Below are 25790 nucleotides of genomic sequence, written 5' to 3' on the forward strand. Positions count from 1 at the left end.
GTTCGGGCCGCGGATCACGCGGAGGGGATGTTCCAGCCGACGTCGGAGAGTCCGCACCTGGTGCACATGGCCGCTCCTTTCAGTCGCGGATGACGGTCTTGCTGCGCATGAGGAATTCGGCGAGGTAGCCGTCGTGCGGGAGCCCGGGGCCCATCCAGTAGGTGGGGTGGTCGCCGGCGTGCACGTTGCCGATGGAGGGCTCCGCGACGAGGTCGTCGAGGAGGCTTTCGTCCTGGGTGAGGGCGGTGACGACGAGGGAGCCGCGCAGCGGTGCGATCCCGTCCGCGCGGTCCCAGGGCGCCACCCACACGCAGGGGAAGGGGAGTTCGATGCCCGCTTGGGGGGCGTCGGCGCGTTCCAGCTGGTGGACTGCGGGGCGTAGGGCGGCGCTGCCGTCGCCCAGTTCCTCGGCGATGCCGTCGCCGCCGAGCCAGGCCCGGGCGCCCCCGGTGTGGGAGAGCAGGTAGCGCTCGATGGCGAGGGCGCTCTCCAGGGGCTGGACGGGCAGGACCGCCTTGTCGTCCTCGGGGCGCAGGGCGGGGAGCACGGCGAGGCGTTCGGCGAGCTGCTCGGCCAGGGCGGTGGCGGCCTCGACGCCTTCGACCAAGACGGTGGTGGTGTTCACGCAGCCGGTGCCGCCGTGTCCGGCGACGGAGGCGACGACGGTGTCGAGGTGGGCGCTCCAGTCGGTGTCGGCGGTGATCAGGATCTTGCTGCGGCCGGGGCCCTGGAGGTGGACGGCCGGGTTCCCGCCGTACTTGCGGATGACGTCCTCGCCGCCGTAGACCATGGCACGGTCCACGGCGCGCACGAGGGTGTCGGCCTCGGCGTGTTCGGTGGGCAGCAGCACGATCTGGTCGTCGCCGAAGCCGGCGGTGCGCAGGGCGGTGACCAGCCGGTGCGGGGTGAAGGGTTCGCGGCGGGAGGGGCGGACGGCGACCCGGTAGCCCAGCGCCAGGGCTTCGGGCCACAGGCTGTGGGTGCCGGGGTGGTTGCCGGCGGCCAGGACCGCGAAGGTCTCGCCGCGGCGGGTCCACACGGCGCGGCCGGTGCGGGTGAGCGGGGAGCGCCAGTGCTCGGCGGTGCCGGCCGGGCGGGCCTGGGTGAGGCTGTCGTAGACCCGGGTGAGGCGGGCGGCGATGTTGGTGGTGGTGGCCCGTACGACGGCCAGCGGGACGCCGCCGACGCGGCTGACGGCGCGCTCGTGGACCTCGATGGAGCGGCCGTCGAGCTCGGCGGTGGCGAAGAGCTTCGCGGCGCGCAGGACGGCGGCGATGCGGGCGTCGGCGTCCAGCGGCCGGGCCCGGTGCAGGGCCTTGGCGGCGCGGTCGACGAACAGGGCGGGGACCAGGCTGAGTTCGGCGGCCGGGGCGCCCGAGACGTCGGTGACGGTGAGCCGCTTGCGGGCGCGGAAGGAGCCGCGCGGGCCGAGGGCGTCGAGGCGCGGGACGGTGCTCACTAGTAGACCCCCTCGATGACGGGCTCGTCCTCGAAGGTGGCGACGGGGGCGATGTCGGCGACGGCGTCCCCGACGAGGGCGCCGTTGGCGGGCAGCCGGGTGGCGAGGTCGCGCTCCAGGTTGTTGGGCAGCAGGAAGCCCTTGCTGACGTGGCTGACCAGGACCTGGCCGCGCTCGCCGTAGGCCACCGGTTCGCGGGTGGCGGGGTCGACCACGGAGAAGGTGACGTAGGGGCTCAGCGGGTCGAAGACGCACGGCTCGTCGTCGGGCAGGCCGGCGCGCTCGCCGGCGAAGCCGAGGATCATCGTGCTGCCGTAGTTCCCGCAGAAGGCGACGTCGGGGAAGATCTCCGTCTTGTACAGGTGGCGGGAGTCGGGGTCGAGCTGGGTGCCGCCCCAGCGGATCGCCTTCACCTTGTGGTTGACCAGCTCGACGAGGTCCTCGCGGCCGGCGAGGCGCTCCAGGACGGACGGGGTGATGGTCAGGACGCCGATGTCCTGGGAGCGCAGCACGAACTCGGCCTGCTCCAGCAGGTGCAGGGCGTAGGCCCCGGCGTCGGCGCCGCGGCCCTGGGCGATGAGCTTCTTCACCCAGCGGGGGTCGAGGTCGATGGTGAAGCCGCGGGCGCCGTGGGTGGTGGCGGAGCGGTGGAAGAACTCGCCGACGATGTGCGGGCCGGTGGGGACGAGGCCGAGCCAGTTCGCGCCGCGCGGGAAGCCGTGGGCGTCGATATTGGCGTTGGACCACGCCACCATGCGCTCCAGCCAGTCGCGGGTGAGGACGACCCGCTTGGGGGCGCCGGTGGTGCCGCCGCTCTCGAAGACGCCGACGACGTCGGGGCCGGAGCCGTAGCCGCGCGGGATGAGGTCCTCGGCGCGCACGTGGCGCAGCTCGCCGGTGACGTTGGGGAAGAGCCGCAGGTCCGCGTGGGACTTGATGTCGCTGCGGGGGTCGAAGTCGAGGGTTTCCGCCCGTCGCAGCCAGAACGGCGATCCGGTCTCCGGGTTGAAGTGCCACTCCATCGCGGCCCGGACGAACTCGTCCGGATCGGGCTGCACGTCGTACGGGAGGTCCAGGACGGGGTGGGCGGGCGAGGGCACGGTGGTCTCCTTCGGGCGGGGCAGCGGGTACGCCGGCGGGGCCCGGCACGGGGGAATGGACGGCCCCGCCGGCGTACGCGCTGGTCTGGTGGCCCGGGTGGCCGGGCGCGTGCTTCTCAGGTCACGGGTCGGGGAGCGGCTAGTGCTGTGGCCGGGAAGGTTTGCCGGGTCGCGGTGTCCGGTGCGGTGCATCGCAAGGCGGAGGACCACGGCTCGTACTGGACGTACTTGCGTGGGCCGACAACGCAGGGGGCACCTCCCAGCGGTAGCTGGGGGAGAGGTGCCGTGCCGGGCGCCGTGACACGGTGAACCTTTCCGGTCACAGCACTAGACGCGGATCAAGGTGGCGCACCAGCGGCCGGTGGAGATGCCGCACAGGGCCACCAGGTCGCCGGGGTTCAGCTCGCCGCTCTCCACCTGGAGACCGAGCGAGATCAGCTGGTCGGCGCCGCCCATGTGGCCGTGGCCGGGGGCGATGGCCGCGTTGGTGCGTTCCAGCGGGATGCCGAGCGGTCCGGCGACGGCGGCGATGCTGGAGGGGACGTCGTTCAGGTAGATGACGTGGTCGAGGTCGGTGCGCTGGACCCCGGCCCGGCGGCAGGCGCCCTCGATGACCTCGACGAGGCGGGTGTAGCGCTCGCCGATGAAGGTGCGCAGCGCGGCGGGGTTGCCGCCGAACTGCTCGCGCACCTGGTCGTAGGCGGAGGGCGCGTCCGCGCTGGTCCAGCCGACGGGGGGCAGCGGGGTGACCGCGCCGCCGAAGTCGAGGCGCAGCAGGTCGCTGTACTCGGGGTCGGTGAACTGCTCGCTGGCCAGCCACTTGTTGGCGTCGTGGCCGCGCCGGACGACGACGGCGACGGCCGCGTCGGACAGCACGGTGTTGATGACGTTCATCCGGTTGCGGTGGAACTCGCTGACCCGGTTGACGACGACGAGCAGGGCGTACTCGGCTTCGGGCTGCATGGCCAGGGTGGAGGCGACGTAGAAGAGGCCGTTGACCCCGGACCCGCACCCTTCCTGCAGGAGCAGGGTCTGGGTGCGGCCGATCTTCAGCTCCCGGGCCAGTGCGGAGGCGCTGTCCCAGTAGGAGTACTCGGGCATGTCCGTGATCGCGACGACGACCAGGTCGAGGGCGTCGGCGGTGATCCCGGCGCGGGCCAGGGCCTGTTCGGCCGCACCCCGCGAGAGGTCGGTGCCGGTGACGCCGTCGGCGGCGCGGTGGAAGGTGTGGTAGCCCCACTTGACGACGCGTTCGGGGTCGCTGACGTAGTCGGCCGCGGCGGCGGCGACGCTCTGGTCCTCCCCGAACGCGTAGCCGAAGGAGACGATTCCGATGTCGACCACGGCGGCCTCAGGCTGCTTCCGCGTCGGTGGCGCTGATCCGGGTGATCCGCTCGGTCAGTTCGTCGGCGGCCTCGCCGAGCGGGCGCTCGAAGAGGACCAGCAGGTCGTACTCGATGCCGAAGCGCTCGTGGGCGTAGCGGCCGAGCTGGAGGGCCAGGGCGGAGTGGCCGCCCAGCTCCAGGAAGGTGTCCTCCAGGGTGACGTCGGGCTCTTCGAGGAGCTCGGCGACCCAGGCGAGAGTGGCCTCGCGGACCTCTTCGGGCAGGGCGACGGTGGTCGTGTGGTGCTGGGGGATGCTCATGCGGATTGGCTCCTCTGCTCTTCCCAGATGCGGGCCACCTCGGCCCGGTTGACCTTTCCGTTGACGGTGCGCGGCAGGTAGGCCAGCGGCAGCGCCTGGTAGACGGACGGGTGCATGTACGACGGCAGCAGGTCGCGGACGTGGGCCCGCAGGGTGCGGGTGCGCGGGTCCTCGGCGCCCTCGGCGACGACGTAGGCGCAGGCGAGCCGGTCGTCGCCGGGCTTGAAGGTGTGCACCCAGACGATGGCGTCGGCGACGTGCGGGTGGGCCTGGACGGCGAGTTCGATGTCGCTGAGCTCGATGCGGTGGCCGCGCAGCTTGACCTGGAGGTCGGCGCGGCCGCGGTAGACGAAGCGGCCGTCGTGGCGGCGGCTGACCAGGTCGCCGCTGCGGTAGTGGCGCACGCCGTCGACGGTCGGGAAGCGTTCCGCGGTCAGCTCGGGGCGGCCGAGGTAGCCGTCGGCGACCTGCGGTCCGGCCAGCCAGAGCTCGCCCTCCTCGCCGGGGGCGGCTTCGCGGCCGTCCCCGGTGACCACGCGGGCGGTGCCGGAGAGCAGGATGCCGACGGGGAGGTCGTCGCGGTCGAGGTCCTCCTCGGTCACCGGGTGGTAGGTGCTCAGGACGGCGGCCTCGGTGACCCCGTACATGTTGACCAGGGCCGGCTGGGCGAGGCCGAACCGCTTGGACCAGGGGCGCACGGTCTCGGGGGTCAGCTTCTCGCCGCCGAAGATGACGTAGCGCAGCTCGGGCAGGTCGACGTCCTCGCGCAGCACGATGGTGGTGAGCGCGCCGAAGGCGGTCGGCGTCTGGTTCAGGACGGTGATGCCCTCCTGGCGGATGAAGCGCAGGGTCGCCTCGGGCGAGCGGGCGGTCCCGGCGGGCAGTACGACGACGCGGGCGCCGGTGGACAGCGGGCCCCAGATCTCCCAGACGGAGAAGTCGAAGGAGATGGAGTGGAAGAGCAGCCAGCTGTCGCGCTCGTTGAAGGCGAAGGGCCCGTCCGCGCTGGCCAGCAGGACGGCCGCGGCGCCGTGCGGGACCAGGACGCCCTTGGGGCGGCCGGTGGTCCCGGAGGTGTAGATGATGTAGGCGATGTCGTGCGGGTCCGGGCCGGGTCCGGCGGGCGGGGCGGCCACGGGCCCGTCCAGCAGGGCCGCGAGGGTGTCCTCGGAGAGGACCGGGACGGCGCCGGTGGGGCAGCCGTCGGGGTCGCCGAGGAAGGCGGCCACCGCACTGTCGGAGACGATGAACTCGTTGCGGGCGGGCGGGTTGCGCACGTCGAGGGGCACGTAGGCGGCGCCCGCCTTCATCACGCCGATCATCGCGGCGATGGCCGTGGCGCCCGGCGGCAGCCGCAGCGCCACCCGGTCCCCGCCGACCACGCCGCGGCGCACGAGCAGGTCGGCGATGGCGTTCGCCCAGCCGTCGAGGAGGCGGTAGGTGTACGAGATCCCGTCGGCCGACAGCGCGGTGTGCTCCGGGAAGCGCGCGACGGACCCGGCGAGGAGGTCGGTGAGCGTGCGGTAGTCGGTGGCGCGTTCGGTGTGCGGCGGGCCGATGGTGGCGATGGTCATGGCGGGCTCCGGGCTCCGGGGTGCGGGCGGACTGGGCTGGTGGGTTGGCTCGGTCAGGCGTGCTTCACGGCGCGGGCGAAGCGGACGATGCGTTCGGCCTGGGCGCGGGCGGCGTTGCGGGTGGTGTCGTCCACGGGCCGGGACCCCTTGCCGCCGGACCAGTGGGCCGTGCCGTAGGGGTTGCCGTCGGTGAACTTGTCGGGGTGCGTGTAGCCGGGGGCGACGACGATGCCGCCGAAGTGGTGGAAGGAGGCGGTCAGGGCCAGCAGGGTGGACTCCTGGCCGCCGTGCGGGCTGGCGGTGGAGGTGAAGCCGCCGTAGACCTTGTCGGCGAGCAGGCCCTTGCTCCAGGCCGGGCCGAGGGAGTCGAGGAACTGCTTGAGCTGGGCGGAGACGTTGCCGAAGCGGGTGGGCGAGCCGAAGAGGACCGCGTCGGCCCACAGCAGGTCGTCGGGGGTGGCCACCGGGACGGTGGCGGTCTCGGCGGCGTGCCGGGCCCAGACCGGGTTGGCGTCGATCGCGGACTGCTGGGCGAGTTCGGCGACCTTGCGCAGGCGGACCTCGGCGCCCGCCTTCTCGGCGGTCTCGGCGATCTCCCGGGCGATCTCGGTGACGTGCCCGGTGGCCGAGTAGTAGATGACGGCGACGTTCACGGCGAGGCGGCCCTGGTCGGCGGGCGCGGCGGCGGGTGCGGTGGTGGGCGCTGCGGTGGTCACGGCGTACGGCTCCTCGGCTCGAAGGTTCACCAGTCGGCGATGTGGCAGGCGCTGAAGTCCTGCTCGGCCCGGGACGCGTTGGGCGTGGGCCGGGCGAAGGCGCGGTTGTAGTAGACGAGCGGGGTGCGGTCGCTCGTGTACGTCTCCTCGACGCAGCCGAGGAGGATGGTGTGGTCCCCCGCGTCGACCGCCGAGTGCATGGAGCAGGCGACGCGGACGCCGGCCGTCTGCAGGCCGGGCAGGCCCAACTCGCAGGTCTCCATGTCCCCGGCGGCGAAGCGGTCGATGCCGGAGGTCGCGAAGCGGCGGGCGACGGCGTGCTGTTCCTCGGTGAGGACGTTGATCAGGAAGTGCCGCGCGGTGGCGAACGCGGCGTGCGTGCTGGCGCCCTTGTCCAGACAGACCGAGACGAGCGGCGGGTCGAGGGAGACGGAGCTGAACGAGCTGGCGGTGAAGCCCCAGCGTTCGCCGTCGCCGTCGATCGTGGTCACCACCGTCACCGGGCCGGGTACGCGGGCCATCGTGCCGGTGAGCTGGGAGCGCTCCATCGCACGGTCCTTCCTTTCCGGTCGGGTCTCTTCGAATCGGTGCGGGGTCGGTGCGGGCTGGTGCGAGCTGGTGCGGGGCCGGTCAGGGCTGGAGGCGGCTGGTGTGCCAGTCGCAGCCGAGGCGGGTGTAGGAGAGCCGGCGGTGCAGCCGGTCGGAGGCGGCGTTCCAGAACTCGACCTCGGCGGGCTCCAGCAGGTAGCCGGTGAACCGGTCGGGGCGGGGCAGCGGCTGCCCGCCCTCGGCCAGTGACCACGCCCGCTCGCGGAGCGCGTCCAGGTCGGCGGCCGGGTCGCTCTGGTGGGAGACGGTGGTCATCGAGTGCAGCGGGGTGGGGCGGGCCGCCCACAGCTCGTCCGATGCGGCCGCCGACAGGGCGGTGACCGGGCCGGAGAGGATGAGCTGCTGGCCGGTCTCGCGCCAGTACAGGACGCCGGACGCCCAGCAGTTGTCGGCGAGTTCGCGGCCCTTGCGGCTGGTGCTGTGGGTGGTGAAGACGAAGCCGCGCTCGGTCTCCCGGGCGATGGTGACGATCCGGTTGGAGGCGTGGCCCATCCGGGTGGCGGTGGCCAGGGCCAGCGAGCGGGGCTCGCGGACCCCGCGCCGGACGGCTTCGGCGATCCACTGCCGGGCCAGGGCGAGGGGTTCGGCGGGCGGGGCGTCGTACTCGGGGAAGGGGAGGTCGGTGGCGCCGGTCAGGGACTCGTACTTGCTGGTGTCCAGGCCCGCCCGGACGGCGGGGCTCGTCGAAGTGCTCATGGCCGCTGCTGCTCCCTAGACGTAGATGGTTCCGCGGGCGATGACCGTGCCGTAGCCGCCCACCCGCACCCCGTTGACCCGGTCCGCCATGCCGTGCGCGGTGGCGCACATCCGTGACGGGCGGCCCATCTCGACCCCTTGCGTGATCTTGATGCGCTGTCCGTACGGGGCCAGCCCGTGCCGGGCCAGGTGGATGGCCAGCGGCCCCGCGGCCGAACCGGTCGCCGCGTCCTCCACCACCCCGTAGGCCGGGGAGAACATCCGGGTGCGCCACTCCTCCCCCGCGCCGGCGAAGCAGTTCGCCGCCATGTCGGGGAAGCGGGACAGCGCCCGGTGGTCGGGCTGTACGGCGGACAGCGCCTCGATGCTCTCCAGGCCGACGAAGACGTGCCGCGGGCCGTTGTGGTAGATCTCCACCGGGGCGATGGACTTGTCGACCCCGAGGGCCTCCAGCAGCTCCTCGGCGTGCTCGTACGCTTCCCAGCTCGGGTGCGGCTGGCGCATCTGGACGATGACCGAGCCGTCCCCGTTGTCCATGCCGACGTCGAAGGGGATCACGCCCATGCCGGTCTCCAGCCGCAGCCGCTCCTCCTTGCGGCCGACCCCGAGCGCCTTGCGGGACAACCCCAGCGCGACGGCGGTGCCGAGCATCGGGTGGCCCGCGAAGGGCAGTTCGTTCACCGGGGTGAAGATCCGGATCTTGGCGTCGGCCTCGTCGGCGTCGGGCGGCAGGACGAAGGTGACCTCGGAGAGGTTCATCTCCCGCGCGATGGCCTGCATCCGGTCCGACGTGAGGTCCTCGCTGCCGAAGAAGACGGCCACGGGGTTGCCTTCGAGCGGGTTGCGCGCGAAGGCATCCACGACCATGTAGTCATGCATGGGGAAGCGCTCCCTGACTGAGTGAGGTGGCGTCGGCGAACGCGGCGCCGAGCCCGTGGAGGGTGACGAGGGGGTGTACGCCCTCCACCGCGGCTTCGACCTCGAACCGCGACCGGTGCGTGGGCGGGCCGCCGATCAGCTCGGCGGCCCGGTTGGCGGGCAGGGTGTCGGTGGGAGGACGCTCGGTCCAGAGCATCACGGCCCCCCACCGGTTCCCGGGCCGGTCGGCGACCCAGAGCTTGAGGACCAGCCCGGGCACGTCGACCCAGGCGTCCACCGCCTCCTCGCGCAGGTGCTCGCGCAGCGAGTCGATGCTCGCGCCGGTCCCGGCCAGCTCCCACCAGGCGATGTCCACCCTCATCGGGCCGCCACCTCCAGCGACCCCAGGGCCCGCAGCAGGGCCTGCCCGAGGATCCGGGGGCCGTCGACGGTGAGCACCGATTCGGCGTGGAACTGCATGGAGGCGAAGCGCGCTCCGCGCAGGGCGTGCACCTCGCGGGTGTGCGGGTCGCGGCTGACCTCGACGATGCCGAGGTCACCCGCGTCGATCTTGTCCTCGGCGCTCTGGGCGGCGTAGGTGTTGTAGAAGCCCACCCGCTCCGTCGTCCCGAAGAGGTCGATCTGCCGCTGCACGCCCTGGTTGGGGGTGGCGCGGCGGACCAGGGGGAGGCCGAGGCGCAGGCTGAGCACCTGGTGGCTGAGGCAGACCGCGATGAACGGCCGCCCCCGCTCCAGGAGTTCTCCGGCGAGCGCGTTCAGGTGCACGATCCGCGGGTCGGCGCCGTCGCGCGGGTCGCCGGGGCCCGGGCCGAGGACGACCAGGTCGTGGGCGGCCGCGTCGTAGGGCTGGTCGAAGCGGCGCACGGTCACCTCCAGGCCGAGCGAGGCGAGCTGCTGGCCGATCATCGCGGTGAAGGTGTCCTCCGCGTCGACGACCAGCGCGCGCAGCCCGGCCAGCCGGGGCTCCCACGCCCCGCGGTCGCCGCGCTCGGCGCAGCCCCGCAACCAGAAGGAGGCGATCCCGGTGTTGCGGGCCGCCAGGGCCGCCCGCACCTCGGGGTGCGCGGCGAAGCGCACCGCGGTGCCGGATTCCAGGGCGCTGAGCAGCCCGGCGGCCTTGGCCCGGGTCTCGGCGACCTCGGAGTCGGGGTCGGAGTGGCGCACCAGGGTGGCGCCGACGCCGATCCGCATCCGGCCGTCCGCTTCGATGTCGGCGGTGCGGATCAGGATCGCGGAGTCCAGGGTGCGCCCGCCCGCGGGGTCGCGGCCGATCAGGGCGGCGATCCCGCCGTAGTAGCCGCGGCCCTCGGGCTCGTGGCGCCGGATCACCCGGGCCGCGCTCTCCAGGGGGCTGCCGGTGACGGTCGGCGCGAACATCGTCTCGTGCAGGATCTCCCGCACGTCGCGCTCCGTGGTGCCCTCGATGAAGTACTCGGTGTGCGCGAGGCGGGCCATCTCCTTGAGGTGGGGTCCGGTGACCCGGCCGCCGTCGGCGCAGATCCGGGCCATCATCTTCAGTTCCTCGTCGACGACCATGTACAGCTCGTCGGCCTCCTTGCGGTCGGCGAGGAAGCGGGTGACCCCGTCGAGGGTGGGCCCGCTGGGCGGGTAGCGGTAGGTGCCGCTGATGGGGTTCATGACGGCGGTGCCGCCGGCGAGGGAGACGTGCCGTTCGGGGGTGGCGCCGACGAAGGTCCGCCCGCCCGTGTGGATGGCGAAGGTCCAGTAGGCGCCCTGCTCGCGCTCCAGCAGCCGGCGGAAGAGGGCGGGCGCGGTCCGCCGCGGCGCGTGGTCCTCGATGGTGGCGGTGTAGCTGCGCTTGATGACGAAGTTGGAGCCGGCGCCGGTGCCGATCTCGTCGGCGATGATCCGCCGCACGGTCGCCGCGTACTGCTCGTCGTCGACGTCGAAGCCGCCGCCGCTCAGGTGCACCGGCTGGTCGGCGATCCGGTCGGGCAGCGCGGCGAGCGGGACCGTCTGGCGTTCGGTGACGGTCATCGCGAGCAGCGGGGCGCCGTCGTCGGGGGCGGCGAACCCGCGCTCGGCGAGCTGGCGGTAGGGCACGATCACGAGCACCTGGTCGGCGTCCAGCGGTACGTCGGCCAGCGCGGCCGGGGCGTGCACGGCGCCGGCGAGCACCTCGACGGTGTCGGGGGCGAGCTCGGGCCGGTGCAGCAGGGCGAAGTCGCGGACGTCTCCGGCCAGGATCCGGGCGAGCAGGTCTCTGTTCACGCGAAGACCTCCCCGGCGGATATGACCCGGCCGCAGCGCTGGGCGACGTACTCCAGTGCGCGGGCGTGTTCGAGGGCGGAGAAGTCGGCGACGGCGTCGGCGACGAAGAAGGGCTGGATGTCGTTGCTGAAGGCGTCCATGGCGGTGGCGAGCACCCCGATGTGGGCGTAGACCCCGCACAGGATCAGCTGGTCGCGGCCCTCGGCGCGCATCCGCTCCAGCAGGCCGGAGCGGAAGAAGGCGCTGTAGCGCCACTTGGTGAAGACCCAGTCCTCGGTGTCGGGCGCCAGCTCGGCGACCACCTCGCGGTCCGCGTCCCCGGTCCGCATGCCCGGACCCCAGAAGTCCTTGAGCAGGCCCCGCTGTTCGTCGGACATCCGGCCGGGCTGCGCCGTGTAGGCGACGGGGACGTCGAGGGCGGCGGCGCGCTTGCGGAGCTGGGAGGCGTTGTGCACGAGGTCGGCGCGCAGCGGGTCGGGCAGGGCGGCCAGGAAGTAGCGCTGCATGTCGTGGACGAGCAGCACGGCCCGGCCGGGGTCAGGGGTCCAGGAAACGGTGTTGGCGGGCAGTTCCGCGGCGGTGGGCAGCGGATAGGACTCGACGGGGGGCAGGCCGGGCATCGGGCATCTCCTTACTACGTGGGGATTCCTTCGCGCCGTACCTGCGGGACGTCGATCCCGAGGGCGCGGAACTGCTGGCAGGGGTTCATGAACTCGCGCTGCTGCTTGATCTTTCCGTCCTCGAAGAGGAAGGAGTGGATGAAGTGATTGGTGTAGTGACCGACGGGATATCCGGGGTAGACGATCTTTCCTTCGCCCCGGCATTCGACCCAGAAGCGGTTCGGGTCCTGGGTGGAGAAGATCTCGACGTCCGTCCAGGCCCAGTCGGGGAAGCAGCGCAGGGACCACACCGCGTGCTCGCCGAGCCGGTCGCGGCCGGTGATGGTGATCGGGTTGCCGGTCTCGTTGGTCCACAGGCCGCCGACGCCGTCCTCGGTGAAGAGGAGGTGGCGGCGCAGGCGGTCCTCGCCGCGGGTGTTCATGTACTGCTCGACGATGCTCCGGTTGTGCTCGCGGACCGCCTGCTCGTCCGCCGTCCGCTCGCCTGCCGTCTGCTCGTCTGCCGTCTGCTCGAAAGACACGGTGTTCCTTTCCGGTGGGAGGAGGGCGGCGGTCAGACCAGCAGGCTGATCTCGCGCGGGTCGCGGCCGACCAGGGCCCGGCCGTAGAGCTGCTGCGGGATGCCCATGCCGAAGCCCGCGTGGCGGCTGCCGACGTTCACGTCGCGCCAGATCCGCTGGAGCGGGTTGGCCTCGTTGAAGGCGGAGGAGCCGTACGCCGTCATCAGCAGGTCCACGGCCTCCCGACAGAGCTGGGCGACCTGCGTGGAGTACTGCCGGGCGGCGGCCCGGACCAGGACGTCCGCGAACTCCCCCGCGTACGCCGCCGCGTCGGCCGCGTCGGCGACCTTGGCGGCCAGCAGCTTCGCCGTCTCGATCTTCGTGGCGGCTTCGGCCAGGTCCAGCTGGAGCGAGGGCGACTCGGCCTGGTTCGGGTAGCGGGACCCGGCGGCGGGCCGCTTGGGGGCCGACTCGCGGACGAAGTCGAAGGCGGCGGTGGCCCCGCCGAGCAGCGAGCCGAGCAGGCCGATGGAGAAGAGGCCGACCAGGCTGTTGCGGTAGCGGTGGGCGGGGTCGATCAGCCCGTCCGTCTCGCCGTTGAGCAGCGGCAGGTAGGGCAGCAGGCGGCGCTCGGGCACGAAGACCCCGGAGGCGACGACGGTGTTGCTGCCGGTGCCGCGCATCCCGGCGAAGTGCCAGGTGTCCTTGATCTCGACCTCGTCGGCCCGCATCAGGGCGAAGTGGACGACCGGGTCGGAGCCCTCGACCGGCCGCGCGATCAGCACGCCCACCCAGTCGGCGTGCAGCGAACCGGAGACGTAGGCCCACTCACCGGTGACGAGCACCCCGCCGTCGGCGCTCTCGATCCCGCGGGCGGGCATCCCGAGCACGAGGGCGGTGCGGGCGTCCGGGTTCAGGCTCCACACCTCGTCCTGGACCTGGCGGGGGAAGAGGGAGGCGACGAAGTTGCCCGCGTTCAGCACGCCGGTGATCCAGGCGGTGGAGCCGCATCCGCGGCCCACCTCGGTGGCGACCTCCAGCAGGGTGCGGATGTCGGCCTCGTAGCCGCCCAGGCGCTGCGGGGTCATGAGCCGCATCAGGCCCGCGCCGGTGACCGCGTCGATGCTCCGCCCGGTCAGCCGCCGCGCGCCGTCGCTCTGCGGTGCGTCCTCCCACAGGCCCGCGCGCAGTGCGGCCGCCCGGGCCACCAGCTCCTCGCGGCCCGGGGCCACGCCGTTCACGGCTTCACTCTGCACGGTCTTCTTCCCTTCGAGGGTTCTGGCTCGATGTCGGGTTCGGTGTCTGGGTCGGGTTCGGTGTCTGTGTCGGGCTGTGTCGGGCTGCGTCTCGGGGGGGCTCAGTTGCCCTGGGCGGCGCGGGCGAGGGTGTCCCACTGCTTCCACCCGGCGAGGCGCTCCTCGTAGGCGGTGGTGATCGTGTCCAGCACGGTCGCGCCGAGCAGGACGCGCAGCGGCGGGTCCGGGTGGTCGACCAGCTCCAGGACGGGGCCGGCCGTGGCGGCCGGGTCGCCGGGGGCGGAGCCCGCCGAGGGGGCCTTGGCGAAGTCGGCGTACGCCTCGGAAGGCTCGGCCCAGACGGCCGAACTCCCGCGCCAGTCCGTCTTGTACGGGCCCGGCTCGACCAGGGTGACGTGGATGCCGAAGCGGCCCACCTCCTGGGCGAGGGAGTCGGTCAGGCCCTCGATCGCCCACTTGGAGGCGTGGTAGAGGCCGAGCATCGGCCAGGACGCGAGTCCGGCGATGCTGGACATCTGGAGGATGTGTCCGCTGCCCTGGGCCCGCAGCACCGGCAGGGCGGCCTGGGTCACCCACAGCGTGCCGAAGAGGTTGGTGTCGAGCTGCGCGCGGGCCTGCTCCTCGGTGATGTCCTCGACCGCGCCGAAGAGTCCGTAGCCCGCGTTGTTCACGACCACGTCGATCCGGCCGAAGTGGGCGTGGGCGGCGGCCACCGCCGCGAAGGCCGCGTCCCGGTCGCGGATGTCGAGCCGCAGGGGCAGGACCGCCTCGCCGTACGCCTCGACGAGGGGGTCGAGGGAGGCGAGGTCGCGGGCGGTGGCGGCGACCTTGTCGCCCCGTTCGAGGGCGGCCTCGGCCCAGACGCGGCCGAAGCCCCGGGACGTCCCGGTGATGAACCAGACCTTTCCTGTCACTGCGGAAGTCACTGCGGCTCCTTAACCCGTCGGTGAGGCTTGTGCTCCATTCATCCCGACGCGCCGCGGCCTGTCCATGAAAGGAATTCGGACACCCCGTCCAAGTGCGGAATTTCCTCGGACGGACGCGCAGGGGCATCCCCGGACACCTCACTCGGACACCAACCGCCGTTTCGGACACGGGAGTTGGCGGGTGATACTGCCGTGAATCCCGCACCTACGGATCCCCGAGATCGAATTCACCGCAAGGAGATTCGCGTGAGCGCCACGGAACAGACTTACGACTACGCCGCCGCCGACTTCAACGCCGTCTACACGGGCGGCGAACTGCTCGAAGGGGCCGCCATCAAGGTCGTCCCGTGGGACATCGGCGAGGCCCAGCCCGACGTGGTGGAGCTGGAGCGCCTGGGCCGCTTCAGCGGCGAGGTGCTCGACGTGGGCTGCGGCCCCGGCGACAACGCCGTCTTCCTGGCCGGCCGCGGCTACAAGGTCACCGCCGTCGACGCCGCCTCCGCCGCCATCGAGCAGGCCCGCGCCCGGGCCGGCGACCTCGACATCGAGTTCGCCGTCGCCGACGCGACCGCCCTGACCGGTTACGAGGGCCGCTTCGACTCCGTCCTGGACAGCGCCCTCTTCCACACCCTGCCGGCGCCCGCCCGCCCCCTGTACGCGGCCGCCCTGCACCGGGTCACCCGCCCCGGGGCGCGCCTGAGCGTGCTGTGCTTCGCCGACGTGCCCGGCGGCATGCCCGCGCCGCTGTCGGTGTCGGAGGAGGAGCTGCGCACGACGCTGACGGCGGCGGGCTGGACGATCACCTTGCTGGAGCTGTCGGAGTACGCGGGCGTCGCGGTCGGCATGGAGAAGTTCTTCGAGCGCACCGGCCGGCGCCCCGAGCTGGACGACAAGGGCCGCACCCGGCTGCCGGTGTGGAAGGTGTACGCCGACCGCGGCGCTGACGGGGCTGCGGCGTGAGCGGGGCGCACTCCTCGCTCCCCACCACCCCCGCACGTCCCGCCGCCCCCGCCGTGGTGCGGCGCGCCTTCCCCGTGCTGCGCGCCCGCCGGGTGGGGGACACCGCCGCCTTCTACGAGCGGCTCGGCTTCCGGGCCGGGCACCGCCACCCGGCGCAGGGCGAACCGGACTTCGTCGCCCTGCGCCGCGACGACGCGGAGCTGGCGGTGAGCCGGGACGACAAGGCCGTCGACCTGCCGGCGGGCGGGGTGGACCTGTTCGTCTTCGTGGAGGCCGTCGACGTCACCGTGGACGCCCTGCGGGCCGCCGGCGCCCCGGTGGTCCAGGAACCGGAGAACACCCCGTGGGGCGAGCGCGTGGCGTACGTGCGCGACCCCGCGGGCAACCGCGTGGGCCTGGGCTCCCCCGCCGCCTGACCCCGCGCACGCACCACAGCGCCCCGGGACCGGATCGCATCCGGTCCCGGGGCGCTGTCGCTGCGCGGGGCGCTGTCGTCGCGCGGGGCGCCGTACGTGCTGACGGCGCCGGGCGCGTGCTACGCGGCGGGCTCGATGTTCAGGTTGGTGCGGAAGAGGTTGGTCGGGTCGTAGACGCCCTTGAGCTTGGCCAGCCGGGCCCGGGTGGCCGGGTCGTACAGCTCGCCCGCGTAGGCGTCGGCGGTGCGCTCGCCGTAGACGAAGTTCAGCGAGCGGCCCAGGGTCCAGGGCGCGACGGCCTCGTCCAGGGCCGCGTGCGCGGCGCGGATCTCCGCCAGCGGCGCCTCGTCCGAGCCGGACAGGACGCGCAGGATGTAGGCGGCCTCGCGGAACGGCACCGAGTTGGGCACGGCGGGCTGGCGCGCCAGGGCCCCGCCCATGTGCCGCAGGTCGACGATGCAGTCCACCGGCGATCCGGGCCCGGCCAGGGTGCGTACGGCCGCCAGGACCTCGGGGGTCAGCTCGCTCAGCAGGACGCTGTTGCCGTCGTAGGCGTGCGAGAAGGTCGGCTCGGCATAGATCGAGCCGACCTCGGGGTAGGCCAGCTCACCGAGGTGCTCGTGGATGATCTCGGCGCCGAACGCGCGCCAGGGGGCGACCAGTTCGGGTCCCGCGGCCAGGTCCGTGGTGGCGAAGCGGATGTGCACGACGTGGCGGCCGCGCAGCGGCTCGGGGAACACCGGGATCGGCGGGTACTCGATCATGCCGAGGGAGGCGGTGACGCTCTCGGGGGCGGTCGCGGTCCAGCTCCGGAACTGCTCCAGGACCAGGTCGGCCTGCGCGGCGTCGAAGTACATGCCGCCGCCGTAGACCGTGGCGACCGGCAGCAGCGAGATCTCCAGGGCGGTGACGATGCCGAAGTTGTCGCGGCCGCCGCGCAGCGCCCAGAACAGGTCGGGATCGCTGTCGGCGGTGACCCGGCGGGCCTGCCCGTCGGCGGTGACCACCTCGACGGCCTCGACCAGGTCGGCGGCGTAGCCGAACTCCCTTGCCAGCAGACCGAGTCCGCCCGCGAGGGTGTATCCGACCACGCCGACGTGCCCGGCGGAACCGCTCAGCGGGGCCAGCCCGTGCGGGGCCGTCCGCTCGACGACCTGCTCCCAGCGGGCGCCGGCTCCGATGCGGGCGGTGCGCGCCGCGGGGTCGACGGTGACCTCCGTGAGGCGCCGGGTGCTGATGACCAGGCCGCCCCGGTCCAGGACGGTGACGCCGTGACCGGTGGCCTGGACGGAGACGGCGATCCCGTGTTCGGCGGCGAAGGCGACCGCGAGGCGGACGTCCTCGGCGTCGGCCGCGCCGAGCACGGCGGCGGGGTCGTGCCGGTATCCGGTCTGGAATCCGGTGAGTTCCTCCTCGTAGCCCTCCTGTCCGGGGGTGAAGACCGGTCCGGTCACCGAATCCGTAAGGGAGGTGAAGTCAATCCGGGTGTTGTCATGGGACATCAGGACTATTCCTTTCGATGGCACGCGATGCGGTGGTTCAGCCGACCTTTTGCAGGTCGGAATTCGGGGCGTCCAGCGGCTTCGCGACGGGTTCGCTCGCGTGCGCGGACTTTCCGGACGGCATGAGCAGGCAGGCGAGCGCGCCCACGAGCAGGACTACCACGGGAAGCAGCAGGGTCGTTCCCGACGCCTGCGCCAACCCCTCGTGGAACGCGTGGCGTTCGGCGGTGGTGGCGTTCTCGGCGAGGGTCTCGGTGGCGAGGCGGGAGGACAGCTGCGCCTGCATCAGCACCCCGACGGCGGCGGCGCCGATGACGCAGCCGACCTGCCGGATCGAGTTGTACATCCCGGCCCCCGCACCGATCTCCGTGACGGGCAGCGTGCCGGTGGCCACGTTGGCCATGGGCGCGAAGGCGGCGCCCGTACCGATCCCGGCGAAGAACAGCGCGCCGGCGAGCTGCCAGACCCCGCCCTCGGGGCGCATCGCCAGCACGATCATGCCGAGGCCCGCCGCGAAGATCAGGAATCCGGCGAGGACCACCCATTTGCCGGGGACCCGGTCGGAGAGGGTGCCGGCCAGCGGCCCGGCCAGCCCGCTGGAGACGGCGACGGGCACCATGAGCAGCCCGGCCTGCTGCGGGGAGAGCTCCATGACCGCCTGCATGTAGAGGGTGAGCGGCAGGTAGAGGCCGGTGACGGCGAAGCCGATGGCGGCCGCGGCGAAGGCGGCGGTGGAGAAGTGGCGGCGCCGGAAGAGGGAGAGCGGCATCAGCGGCTCGCGCGGGTTGAAGCGCTGCCAGAGCACGAAGACGACGAGGAGCACCACGCCCGCGGCGATGACCATCGGCACGGTGACCGGTCCGGCGACGGTGCCCCAGTCGTAGTGCTGGCCGTTCTGCAGCCCGAACACGAGGGCGAAGAGGCCGAGTCCGGAGAGCAGGGTGCCGAGCAGGTCGAAGCGGCGGCGGTTGCGGGGCTGGCCGCCGGGGACCAGCTTCACGGTCATGGCGAGCCCGGCGAGGCCGATCGGCACGTTGACCAGGAAGATCCACTGCCAGCCCGCGGAGCCGACGAGGAAGCCGCCGAGCAGCGGGCCCACCGTGGTGGCCAGGCCCGCGACGGCGCCCCAGATGCCGAGGGCCGCGCCGCGCCGGTTGGGCGGGAAGAGCGTGGTCACGAAGGCCATGGTCTGCGGGGCCATCAGCGCGGCTCCGACGCCCTGTACGGCGCGGGCGGCCATCAGCATCTCCGCGCTGCCGGACAGCCCGCACCACAGGGAGGCGGCGGTGAAGACGGCCATCCCGGCGAGGAAGACGGGCTTGCGGCCGAAGCGGTCGCCGAGCCGTCCGGCGACGAGCAGGGGGACGGCGTAGGTGAGCAGGTAGACGCTGTGGACCCAGGTGATCTGGTTCAGGTCGGCGTCGAGGCCGCTCATGATGCCGGGGATCGCGACGGTCACGATCGTCGTGTCCATCATGATCAGGAAGAAGCCGACACAGAGGGCCGACAGCGCGGCCCACGGATTCTTCGCGTTCGTCGCGGCGGTGGTGTTCGCGGTGGTCGTCATCGTGTCAACTCATCTTCTCTCAGCGGTTGTTCAGTTCTCTTCGGTGGCCGACCTCGCGCCGCGGTGTTCCAGTTCCGCGGCTATCTCGGCCCAGTGCGCGGCGCAGGCGCGGGCCATGGCGGCGATCTTGGGGGCCTGGTGGTCGGGGGCGCGCAGCACCACTCCGCTCTCGCCCTCGCGGATCATCCGGGCCTCCAGCCAGCGGATCATCGCGCGGCCCTCGTCGCTGTACTTGAGCGTGGGGTCGCGTTTGAGGGAGTCCAGGACGAGGGGGAGGTCGAGGGCGGCGCGGTCGGGGCGGCGGGCGCCCCCCTCGCCGTCCGGCGCGGGGGCGCGTACGCCCGTACGCCCACCGGGGCCGCCGCCGCGCGCTCCCGTACCGGCGCCCGTACGCACCCCCGCGCCGCTGCCGGGCAGGGGGCCCTCGCCGCGGCCGAGCCGGTCGCGCACGTCGCGGGCGGTCTCCACCGATATCCCGGCGGAGCGGGCGATCTCGCGCAACGAGGCTTCGGGGCGGACCGCGAGGTAGTCCATGGCCCGCAGCCGGCCCTCGGTGGCGTTGAGCGGGCGGGCCCGGCCGTCGCAGCCGACCCGGGCGGCGGGCAGTTCGCCGGGGGCCCCGGCCTCGCCGTTCTCGGCGGCGGCGCGGCGCAGCACCCCCACGGTCTTGCCGGACAGCCCGACCTTGGCGGCGACCGCCCGGTCCGACCAGTCGGGCCAGGCGCGCAGGATGCGGCGGGCGGACTCGCGGCGGTCGGAGAGGGTCAGCGGCAGCCCGTGCCGGTTGTTCGCCTCCACGGCCAACAGGAAGGCCTCGGGGCGGGTGCCGTCGAACCAGCGGACGGCGATGGACTCGCGGCCGCGCAGCCGGGCCGCGTGCAGCCGGTGCATGCCGTCTATCACCCGCAGGGTGGAGCGGTGGACGACGATCGGCGGCAGCTCCGTCTCCAGGCCCGCGAGCAGCCGTACGTGGTCCTGGTCCACCCCGGCCAGCCGCGGGGACTCGGCGTCCAGCAGCGCGTGCACGGGCACGCAGCCGGTCATCAGGGCCGAGGCCGGGGCGGGCAGCGCGATCGGGCGCAGCGCGGTGACGACGGGGAGCGCCGTGACGACGGGCAGGGCGGTGATCGCGGGCAGGGTGGTCACGACGGGCAGGGTGGTGAGGGCGGGCAGCTTGATCGCGCGGACGGGGGCTGCCGCCGTATCGACGGTCATTTCGACTCCTTGGGTGGCATCCTCGGGCACGGGGTGCGGAGCACGGTCAGCCGCTGAACGCGTGGGCTCGGGCGTGGACTTGGGTGGTGACACGGGTGGGCACGCGGGTCGGGGCGGGCTCGGGGGCGGGGACCCGCGCGGGGCGGACGGCCGCGCGCCGCGGTCCGCCCAGCAGGCGGTGGGCGGCGGCGGCCGAGACGAGGGTCATGTGTCGGTGCCACCCGGGGAAGGAGCGCCCCTCGAAGTCGAGCAGCCCGCACTCCTCCAGCACGTCCATCGAGGTGGCCAGCGACAGCGAGGCGGTGGCCGACAGGGAGAAGCGGGTGGCGGCCAGGGTGCGGGCGTCGGGGTCGGCGATCCAGTGCTTCACCGGCCGCTCCGGGGTGGCCGGGTCCCATTCGGTGAGCAGCGCCAGCGGTCGGGCCACCCCGGGGACGCGGATGAGCGCGGGCGCCCGGCGCAGCCGGCCGCCCGCGAGCGGGGAGGAGGCGGGGCCGAGGCGGGCGGCGAGCCGGGCGACGGTGGTGGTGTGGGGGGCGCGGTCGCCGGGCGGACCGCACAGGACCGGCGTGCCGAGCGGTACGGAGACGGCGAAGCCCAGACTGCGGGCGGCGAGGCCCGCGATCAGCCGCACCGCGTCGAGGGGGGCCTCGGTGGCGGCCTCGGCGACGACGGGCACGCCGGCGGCGGCCGCGTGTGCGGCGGCGGCCTCGGCGGCCTGGTCGAGGCCGAGCCCGGGGTGGGCGGCGGGTGCGGCCGGGGCGGTGCGCGCCGCGGCCGGTATCCGGGCCCGCTCGCACAGCTCGTCGTCCTCGCTCCAGCGGCCGGGCAGCACCAGCCTCCAGTCGACCGGCACGCTGCCGTGGTCGGTGACGAGGAAGAGCCCGAGCGCGAGCTGGCAGCTCAGGGTGCGCCCGCCCGCGGGGTCGAAGCGGCGGTGCACTCCGGCGGAGCACTGGCCGCGCTTGGGAATGACCACGGGCACCATGCGCAGCGCCCGTACCCCGGCCTGCTCCCCGCACCAGGCGGCCAGTTCCCGACGGACCGGATTCCAGTCCCAGGTACTGGCGTTGACGACCTGGTGCAACGACTGCGAGGCGGCTCCGAGCGCGGCGGTGGACCGCGCCATGTTCCGCACGGACTTCTTTCCGGGCGTACCCAACAGCCCGGACAGGTAGGCACCGGCCCAACGGCGCTGATCGGTACGGGGCAGGCAGTGGAAGAGACGCCGGGCGAGTAAGTCGGCGGTCGGCATGGCGGGCAGCTCCCTCCGGCAAGGCGGGTCGGGTCGGTTGGCCAGCGAAATAAAGAATAGCGAGTGTTCTCTATGTTTTGCGACCCCACGGCACCCCCGCAACGACTTTGTCACCTCCGCCGGGCCCCACGACCAAGCGCCCCGCCCCCGCAGCGCGCGGGGGCGGGGCGCCTACGGCACCCTCACACGCAGCGGCTCCGACCACCGGCCCGGAGCGGCTTGCAGCTCACCGCACTCTCGGTCGCCCGGTGGCGCTCGCGGTGGCGGCGATCGCGGTCACCAGCTCGAAGACGGTGGCAAAGCCGATCATCACGCCCGTCGGCTTGTGGAAGCCGAACACGAAGTCGAGCTGGGCGCTGAAGGTCACGCCGAGCAGTGGTTGCAGGACGAGGGTCATCACCGCCATCAGCACGCAGACGACGGCCAGGGTCCGGGCGACGGCGGCGGTGGTGCGGGTGAGCATGAGCACCCCCAGCAACGCCAGCAGGGCGGCGGAGACGCACCCGCCGATCACGTTCATCCGCATCGCGCCCGTCCACGGGATGTCCCCGCCGGCCTGCGAGATGTTGAGGACAGCGAACGCCGCCAACAGGCCGGCGGTGACCAGCGCGAGCAGCCCGGCGACGACGACGGAGAGTGGCCTGGGGTGCGGTGTGCGCCGCGGCGTCGGGCGGGCCGCGCCCGGCGGCCAGGCCGGCTGCGTCGGTACGGCCGCCGGCGCCGGCTTCTCGAACGGCGCCCGGACACCCCGTACCCGGTCCACCTCGGCCCGCATTTCCTCGGCCGTCGCGAACCGCAGCGCCGGGTCCTTCTCCAGCGCCCGGGACACCAGCAGCTGCACCGCGGGCGGCGCCTGCACCCCCATGTCCGCGAGGAGCGGGGGCGGCTGCGTCACGTGCTTGACGGCGATCGCGGTGAACGAGTCCCCGTCGAAGGGGAGCCTGCCGGTGAGCAGTTGGAACAGCATCACCCCGACCGCGTACAGGTCGGAGCGGCCGTCCAGCGGCAGCGCCTGCGCCTGCTCGGGGGAGAGGTAGTGCGGCGTACCGATCACCGCACCGGTCCGGGTGAGCTGGGTGACCGGTCGGTCGTCCTGCTGGGCACGGGCGATGCCGAAGTCCATCACCTTCACCACACCGCGGTCCGTCAGCATGACGTTCGCGGGCTTGATGTCGCGGTGGACCAGCCCCCGTTCATGGCTGGCCGCCAGCGCCGCCAGGACGTCCGCGGTGAGCGCCAGCGCCCGCGCGGGGTCCAGCCCGCCGCGGGGCCCGGCCTCGTCCCGCAGCACCTCGCCGAGCGTGCGGCCCGCCACGTACTCCATGACGATGTACGCCACGGGCGGCGCCCCGTCCGGCATCTCCTGCTCACCACTGTCGTGGACGGCGACGACATTCGGGTGGTTGATGCGCGCGACGGTCTGCGCCTCACGCTCGAACCGCTTCAAAAAGCCTTGGTCTAGGCCCAGTTCGGCGTGCATCGTCTTGATCGCCACGACCCGGTCCAGCCGGGTGTCGTGCGCCTCGTGGACAGCGGCCATGCCGCCGCTGCCCAGTAACCGGCCCAGCGTGTAACGGCCGTTGCCGACCGCACCGCCCAACCGGGTCGCCCACGCGTCGCCCTGCCCGTGCACCATCACAGCCCCCACCCGTCCTACCGATGACGACGCACCCTATCGGTGCGCACGGATCCCCCGGCCGGGATGGTTTCCCGGTCGGGGGATCCGTGCGCGCGGGGCCCGGGGGCGGGGCGGGCTCAGGCGGCCAGCTCCGCGAGGACCGAGTCGCGGTGCGCCAGGTTGGCGGGATCGGCCGCCCGTGCTGCTTGTCGCAGCACGGGCAGGGACCGCGGCCGAACTCCAGCGACCCGGCCGGTTCCCCCACGTACGTGGCGAGTACCCGGCGCAGCGCGATGTGCGCCGCCGCGTACAGGTAGCCGCCGGACTGGCGGCGACAGGCGCGGGCCCGCTGGAGTTAGTTCTCGTCCAGTTCGGTCATCTCCAGCACGCCGGTGATGTCGTCCGGCTTCGGCTGCCGCAGCAACCAGACATCCAGGTGAACGCGCCAGGCGCCCGGCGGGGGACGTCACTCTCCCCACCGGGCGCCTGGTGCGTACGGGCCCGGTCAGGGCCTGGGCAGTGGTAGGCCGGGCATCTGCGGGTGCCGCAGGTGCTGCCCACCGTCATAGACGTGCAGCGCGAACGTCTCCGGGCCCGGGGCACCGGCCGCGTCGTATGCGTCCAGGACCCGCTCGATCCGCTCCCACAACTTCACCGGCCCGCCCTCGCGCACGGCCCACCCGCCGTTGCCAGGGGTGAGAGTGGCTGCGGAACCGGTAACGACGTCGACCAGGTGCACCACCTCGTCCACGGTCGTCATCTGCACGTCCGGCACCGCGCTCTGGGTGAGGAACCGCAGGTGGAACGCCTCCTGGGTGGCGGCGCTGATCCGCTCCGGGCTGTGCGGCGTCGTACGAGCTTTCCCGGGAAGGCCCGCAGCCCAGTGGGCGGGGTTGCCGAACTTCGGTGCTGCGTGCGTGCGCGCGGACATGAACGACACCGTCCCGCCCAGGAGTCGGCCCTCGGCGGTCCCGTCGGCGCCGACCGTGAGAAGGACACGGGCGTATCCGTAGAGCCAGCCGGAGAGGGTGAGCAGGATCTTCCCGCCCGGCCGAGTCTGCGCAAGCAGGGCCGACGGCACCGCACGGAACGAGCAGGCAGCCACGATCCGGTCGAACCTCGCCTCGGGCCAGTACCCGTACAGGCCGTCCGCCACCGCGAGCGCGGGGGTGTAGCCCAGGCCGTACAGCGCACTCGCCGCCTGGCTGAGCCGGTGCGGGTCGACTTCGATCGAGGTGACGTCGGCCGAGCCGAGCCGTTCGCAGGCGAGCGCGGTCGAGTAGCCGGTCCCCGTGCCGATCTCCAGCACCGTGTGCCCCTCGCTCACGTCGGCGTCCGCCCACATCCGCACGACGAGCGAGGGCAGGGTGGAGGACGAGGTCGGGGCCCCGCCGTGACGTACGGCGGGCTGCTTCCAATCCGGTTCGTCGCTCTCGAACTGCGTGATCAGTGTGGTGTCGGAGTACGTGGCGGCCAGCCACCGGCCGTAGTCGCGTTCGGCGGTGACCGGCTCCCACACCGTCAGGCCCTGCTCGTCGCGCCCGGCGGCGGGCAGGTAGAAGCCGGGCACGAACCGGTGCCGCGGCACCCGCTCCACGGCCTGGCGCCAGGCCGGATCGGCAAGGACTCCGTCTTCGGCGAGGGCCTTGGCCATCGCGTGCCGCAGTTGCGCGGCATCAGTCTCAAGGTCGGTCGGCATCGTCATCGGGTGCCGCCTCCTTCCTGGGTGAGGATGTCGGCGAATGCTTCGGTGATGGCCGACGCGTCGGGCAGCCAGCCCCACTGTCCGTTCGGATTGCACTCGATGGCCGTCCAGTGCTCGGCAGCGCTCCCGTCGCCGGTCAGGGCGAAGTCGAAGCAGCCGAAGACCAGCCCGAACGATGCCAGATAGCTGCGGGCCGCGGCTGCGATGGGCGCGGGGACGTCGATGGGGGTGTGGACCAGCTGGTTCCAGTCGCCGCGGCGCCAGTCCAGGGCGCCGTCCGGCGCCTCGACGCGGCTGGCGAAGATCCGGGTCCCGACCACGGTCATCCGCACGTCGCCGGTCTTGGGCACCTCCGCCTGGAACAGGTGCGGCATCACGGCCAGGGAGTCGTCGAAGGTGGCCGCGTCGACGCGCTGGGCCCAGATCGCTCCGGCGTGCCCTTCCTCGCCCTGCGGCAGGCCGCGGAAGGGCTTGTAGATGATCGGTCCGTGCTCGGCGGCGAACTTGCGCGCCTGTTCCACGTCGTTGGTGACCAGTGTCGGAGGGATGGTGAGCCCGAGCTCCGCCAACCGCCTCAGCTGGGCGGGCTTGAATTCGGCCCGCGCGACGGCGAGAGGATGGTTGACGTACAGGGCGCCGTTCAGGCTGTGCAGGATGCCCCCGAGCCCGTTTCGTGCCTCAGCGGTCGCGAAGTCGCGCTGCTGAGCGGGGAGCTGCCCGTACCGGGCGGCGTACGGGGTGGGGCGGCGGTAGTACACCGCCGCCACCTCCCCTAACTCCACCTCCCGGCTCCCGGTGACCAGCCGCCCGCCCCACGCGGGCGCCCCCGTATCGATGCGGGCCGCGAAGGTCAGGGCGGTCCCGATGTCGGCGGGGTCGACCCGGACGACGGGCACCTCACGCTCGTTGAGCACGGAGATCACCATGTCTGCGGTGATGTCCTCCAGCGCGGTGACGACCAGGATGGTGGAGGTCATGGATCAGTCCGAGGAGTAGTCGGGGGTGGAGTCGTCCGCGGTCTGCGGCTGCGGTTCGGCCCCGTCACCGCCGCCGGACATCGACGTCGTCGGATTGGTCTGATTGGTTCCGTGCTCGCCCATCTTCACCACCTGGCCGGCGGTGTCGGTGTAGCGGGCCCTCTGCGTGGACGCGTCGAGCGTAACCGCCGCGTAGGACGGCGGGCCGATCGGCCGTCGGTCCGTGACCAACCGCATCGCCCATGGAGCTTGGGGTGCAAGCGTCGCCATGCCCATTCCCTTCCCCTGTACATCGAGCGGTAGCCGCCCGGCTGCCGCCTGAGCAGAATCGCTGCCCGGCAGGGGCCCACACCAGTACCGTGG

25 protein-coding genes are annotated in these 25790 nt (G+C 73.1%); 2 read left to right on the top strand and 23 right to left on the bottom strand.

The window, feature by feature from the left end:
* Window positions 1–79 precede the first annotated feature (79 nt).
* The 15 genes from ACIQWR_RS22045 to ACIQWR_RS22115 form a co-directional block, all read right to left on the bottom strand.
* Window positions 80–1459, bottom strand: a complete 1380-nt coding sequence (locus ACIQWR_RS22045) for an aldehyde dehydrogenase family protein (protein ID WP_404012088.1) — start codon at window positions 1457–1459, stop codon at window positions 80–82.
* Window positions 1459–2559, bottom strand: a complete 1101-nt coding sequence (locus tag ACIQWR_RS22050; protein ID WP_404012091.1) for a phenazine antibiotic biosynthesis protein — start codon at window positions 2557–2559, stop codon at window positions 1459–1461. The genes ACIQWR_RS22045 and ACIQWR_RS22050 overlap by 1 nt, the downstream gene beginning before the upstream one ends.
* A 327-nt stretch (window positions 2560–2886) precedes the next feature.
* Window positions 2887–3903 carry a 3-oxoacyl-ACP synthase III family protein gene (locus ACIQWR_RS22055; protein ID WP_399259623.1) on the bottom strand — a complete coding sequence of 339 codons (1017 nt, stop codon included), beginning with the start codon at window positions 3901–3903 and terminating at the stop codon, window positions 2887–2889.
* A gap of 7 nt (window positions 3904–3910) precedes the next feature.
* Window positions 3911–4204, bottom strand: a complete 294-nt coding sequence (locus ACIQWR_RS22060; RefSeq protein ID WP_399259622.1) for a phosphopantetheine-binding protein — start codon at window positions 4202–4204, stop codon at window positions 3911–3913.
* Window positions 4201–5778, bottom strand: coding sequence for an amino acid adenylation domain-containing protein (locus ACIQWR_RS22065; RefSeq protein ID WP_404012094.1), 1578 nt, complete (start codon window positions 5776–5778; stop codon window positions 4201–4203). Before ACIQWR_RS22065 ends, ACIQWR_RS22060 begins: the two co-directional genes overlap by 4 nt.
* 53 nt (window positions 5779–5831) lie before the next feature.
* Window positions 5832–6431: an NAD(P)H:quinone oxidoreductase gene (wrbA, locus tag ACIQWR_RS22070; RefSeq protein ID WP_399260123.1), complete on the bottom strand. Its 600-nt coding sequence runs from the start codon at window positions 6429–6431 to the stop codon at window positions 5832–5834.
* An 89-nt stretch (window positions 6432–6520) separates the two neighbouring features.
* Window positions 6521–7042 carry a flavin reductase family protein gene (locus ACIQWR_RS22075; protein WP_354379809.1) on the bottom strand — a complete coding sequence of 174 codons (522 nt, stop codon included), beginning with the start codon at window positions 7040–7042 and terminating at the stop codon, window positions 6521–6523.
* 82 nt (window positions 7043–7124) lie between these two features.
* Window positions 7125–7799 carry a phenazine biosynthesis FMN-dependent oxidase PhzG gene (gene phzG, locus ACIQWR_RS22080; RefSeq protein WP_404012097.1) on the bottom strand — a complete coding sequence of 225 codons (675 nt, stop codon included), beginning with the start codon at window positions 7797–7799 and terminating at the stop codon, window positions 7125–7127.
* A 15-nt stretch (window positions 7800–7814) separates the two neighbouring features.
* Window positions 7815–8678: a PhzF family phenazine biosynthesis protein gene (locus ACIQWR_RS22085; RefSeq protein ID WP_404012099.1), complete on the bottom strand. Its 864-nt coding sequence runs from the start codon at window positions 8676–8678 to the stop codon at window positions 7815–7817.
* Window positions 8671–9039, bottom strand: a complete 369-nt coding sequence (locus ACIQWR_RS22090; RefSeq protein WP_354379812.1) for a hypothetical protein — start codon at window positions 9037–9039, stop codon at window positions 8671–8673. The genes ACIQWR_RS22085 and ACIQWR_RS22090 overlap by 8 nt, the downstream gene beginning before the upstream one ends.
* Complete coding sequence (locus ACIQWR_RS22095) at window positions 9036–10910, bottom strand: anthranilate synthase family protein (protein WP_404012102.1); 1875 nt, start codon at window positions 10908–10910, stop codon at window positions 9036–9038. Before ACIQWR_RS22095 ends, ACIQWR_RS22090 begins: the two co-directional genes overlap by 4 nt.
* Window positions 10907–11530: an isochorismatase family protein gene (locus ACIQWR_RS22100; protein ID WP_404012103.1), complete on the bottom strand. Its 624-nt coding sequence runs from the start codon at window positions 11528–11530 to the stop codon at window positions 10907–10909. Before ACIQWR_RS22100 ends, ACIQWR_RS22095 begins: the two co-directional genes overlap by 4 nt.
* 14 nt (window positions 11531–11544) lie before the next feature.
* Window positions 11545–12051, bottom strand: coding sequence for a PhzA/PhzB family protein (locus ACIQWR_RS22105; RefSeq protein WP_404012106.1), 507 nt, complete (start codon window positions 12049–12051; stop codon window positions 11545–11547).
* Between the two features lie 32 nt (window positions 12052–12083).
* Window positions 12084–13286, bottom strand: a complete 1203-nt coding sequence (locus tag ACIQWR_RS22110) for an acyl-CoA dehydrogenase family protein (protein ID WP_404012109.1) — start codon at window positions 13284–13286, stop codon at window positions 12084–12086.
* 101 nt (window positions 13287–13387) lie between these two features.
* On the bottom strand, window positions 13388–14212 hold the full coding sequence (locus ACIQWR_RS22115; RefSeq protein ID WP_404012112.1) for an SDR family NAD(P)-dependent oxidoreductase: 825 nt from the start codon (window positions 14210–14212) through the stop codon (window positions 13388–13390).
* 246 nt (window positions 14213–14458) lie between these two features.
* Here ACIQWR_RS22115 and ACIQWR_RS22120 point away from each other — a divergent pair, with 246 nt between their 5' ends.
* Window positions 14459–15172 carry a class I SAM-dependent methyltransferase gene (locus ACIQWR_RS22120; RefSeq protein WP_404012115.1) on the top strand — a complete coding sequence of 238 codons (714 nt, stop codon included), beginning with the start codon at window positions 14459–14461 and terminating at the stop codon, window positions 15170–15172.
* Window positions 15169–15588, top strand: coding sequence for a VOC family protein (locus ACIQWR_RS22125; RefSeq protein WP_404012118.1), 420 nt, complete (start codon window positions 15169–15171; stop codon window positions 15586–15588). Before ACIQWR_RS22120 ends, ACIQWR_RS22125 begins: the two co-directional genes overlap by 4 nt.
* Before the next feature lie 119 nt (window positions 15589–15707).
* Here the strand turns inward: ACIQWR_RS22125 and ACIQWR_RS22130 are convergent, their stop codons facing one another.
* The 8 genes from ACIQWR_RS22130 to ACIQWR_RS22165 form a co-directional block, all read right to left on the bottom strand.
* Window positions 15708–17090, bottom strand: coding sequence for an FAD-binding oxidoreductase (locus tag ACIQWR_RS22130; protein ID WP_404012120.1), 1383 nt, complete (start codon window positions 17088–17090; stop codon window positions 15708–15710).
* Window positions 17091–17127: 37 nt separating this feature from the next.
* A complete protein-coding gene (locus ACIQWR_RS22135; protein WP_404012123.1) occupies window positions 17128–18657 on the bottom strand; it encodes an MFS transporter in 1530 nt (509 codons plus the stop codon).
* Between the two features lie 30 nt (window positions 18658–18687).
* Window positions 18688–19872 carry a ParB/RepB/Spo0J family partition protein gene (locus ACIQWR_RS22140; RefSeq protein ID WP_404012125.1) on the bottom strand — a complete coding sequence of 395 codons (1185 nt, stop codon included), beginning with the start codon at window positions 19870–19872 and terminating at the stop codon, window positions 18688–18690.
* 46 nt (window positions 19873–19918) lie between these two features.
* Window positions 19919–21127 (bottom strand): transposase, encoded by a 1209-nt coding sequence (locus ACIQWR_RS22145; protein WP_404012128.1) that lies wholly within the window; start codon window positions 21125–21127, stop codon window positions 19919–19921.
* Window positions 21128–21353: 226 nt separating this feature from the next.
* Window positions 21354–22763, bottom strand: a complete 1410-nt coding sequence (locus tag ACIQWR_RS22150; RefSeq protein ID WP_404012131.1) for a protein kinase — start codon at window positions 22761–22763, stop codon at window positions 21354–21356.
* A gap of 487 nt (window positions 22764–23250) precedes the next feature.
* Complete coding sequence (gene tgmC, locus ACIQWR_RS22155) at window positions 23251–24450, bottom strand: ATP-grasp peptide maturase system methyltransferase (RefSeq protein ID WP_404012134.1); 1200 nt, start codon at window positions 24448–24450, stop codon at window positions 23251–23253.
* Entirely contained in the window at window positions 24447–25427 is a 981-nt protein-coding gene (gene tgmB, locus ACIQWR_RS22160) for an ATP-grasp ribosomal peptide maturase (RefSeq protein ID WP_404012136.1), read from the bottom strand. The genes tgmC and tgmB overlap by 4 nt, the downstream gene beginning before the upstream one ends.
* A 3-nt stretch (window positions 25428–25430) precedes the next feature.
* On the bottom strand, window positions 25431–25697 hold the full coding sequence (locus ACIQWR_RS22165) for a putative ATP-grasp-modified RiPP (protein ID WP_404012139.1): 267 nt from the start codon (window positions 25695–25697) through the stop codon (window positions 25431–25433).
* Window positions 25698–25790: the final 93 nt, after the last annotated feature.

This window comes from Streptomyces sp. NPDC098789, assembly GCF_044759975.1.
Lineage (GTDB): Bacteria > Actinomycetota > Actinomycetes > Streptomycetales > Streptomycetaceae > Streptomyces.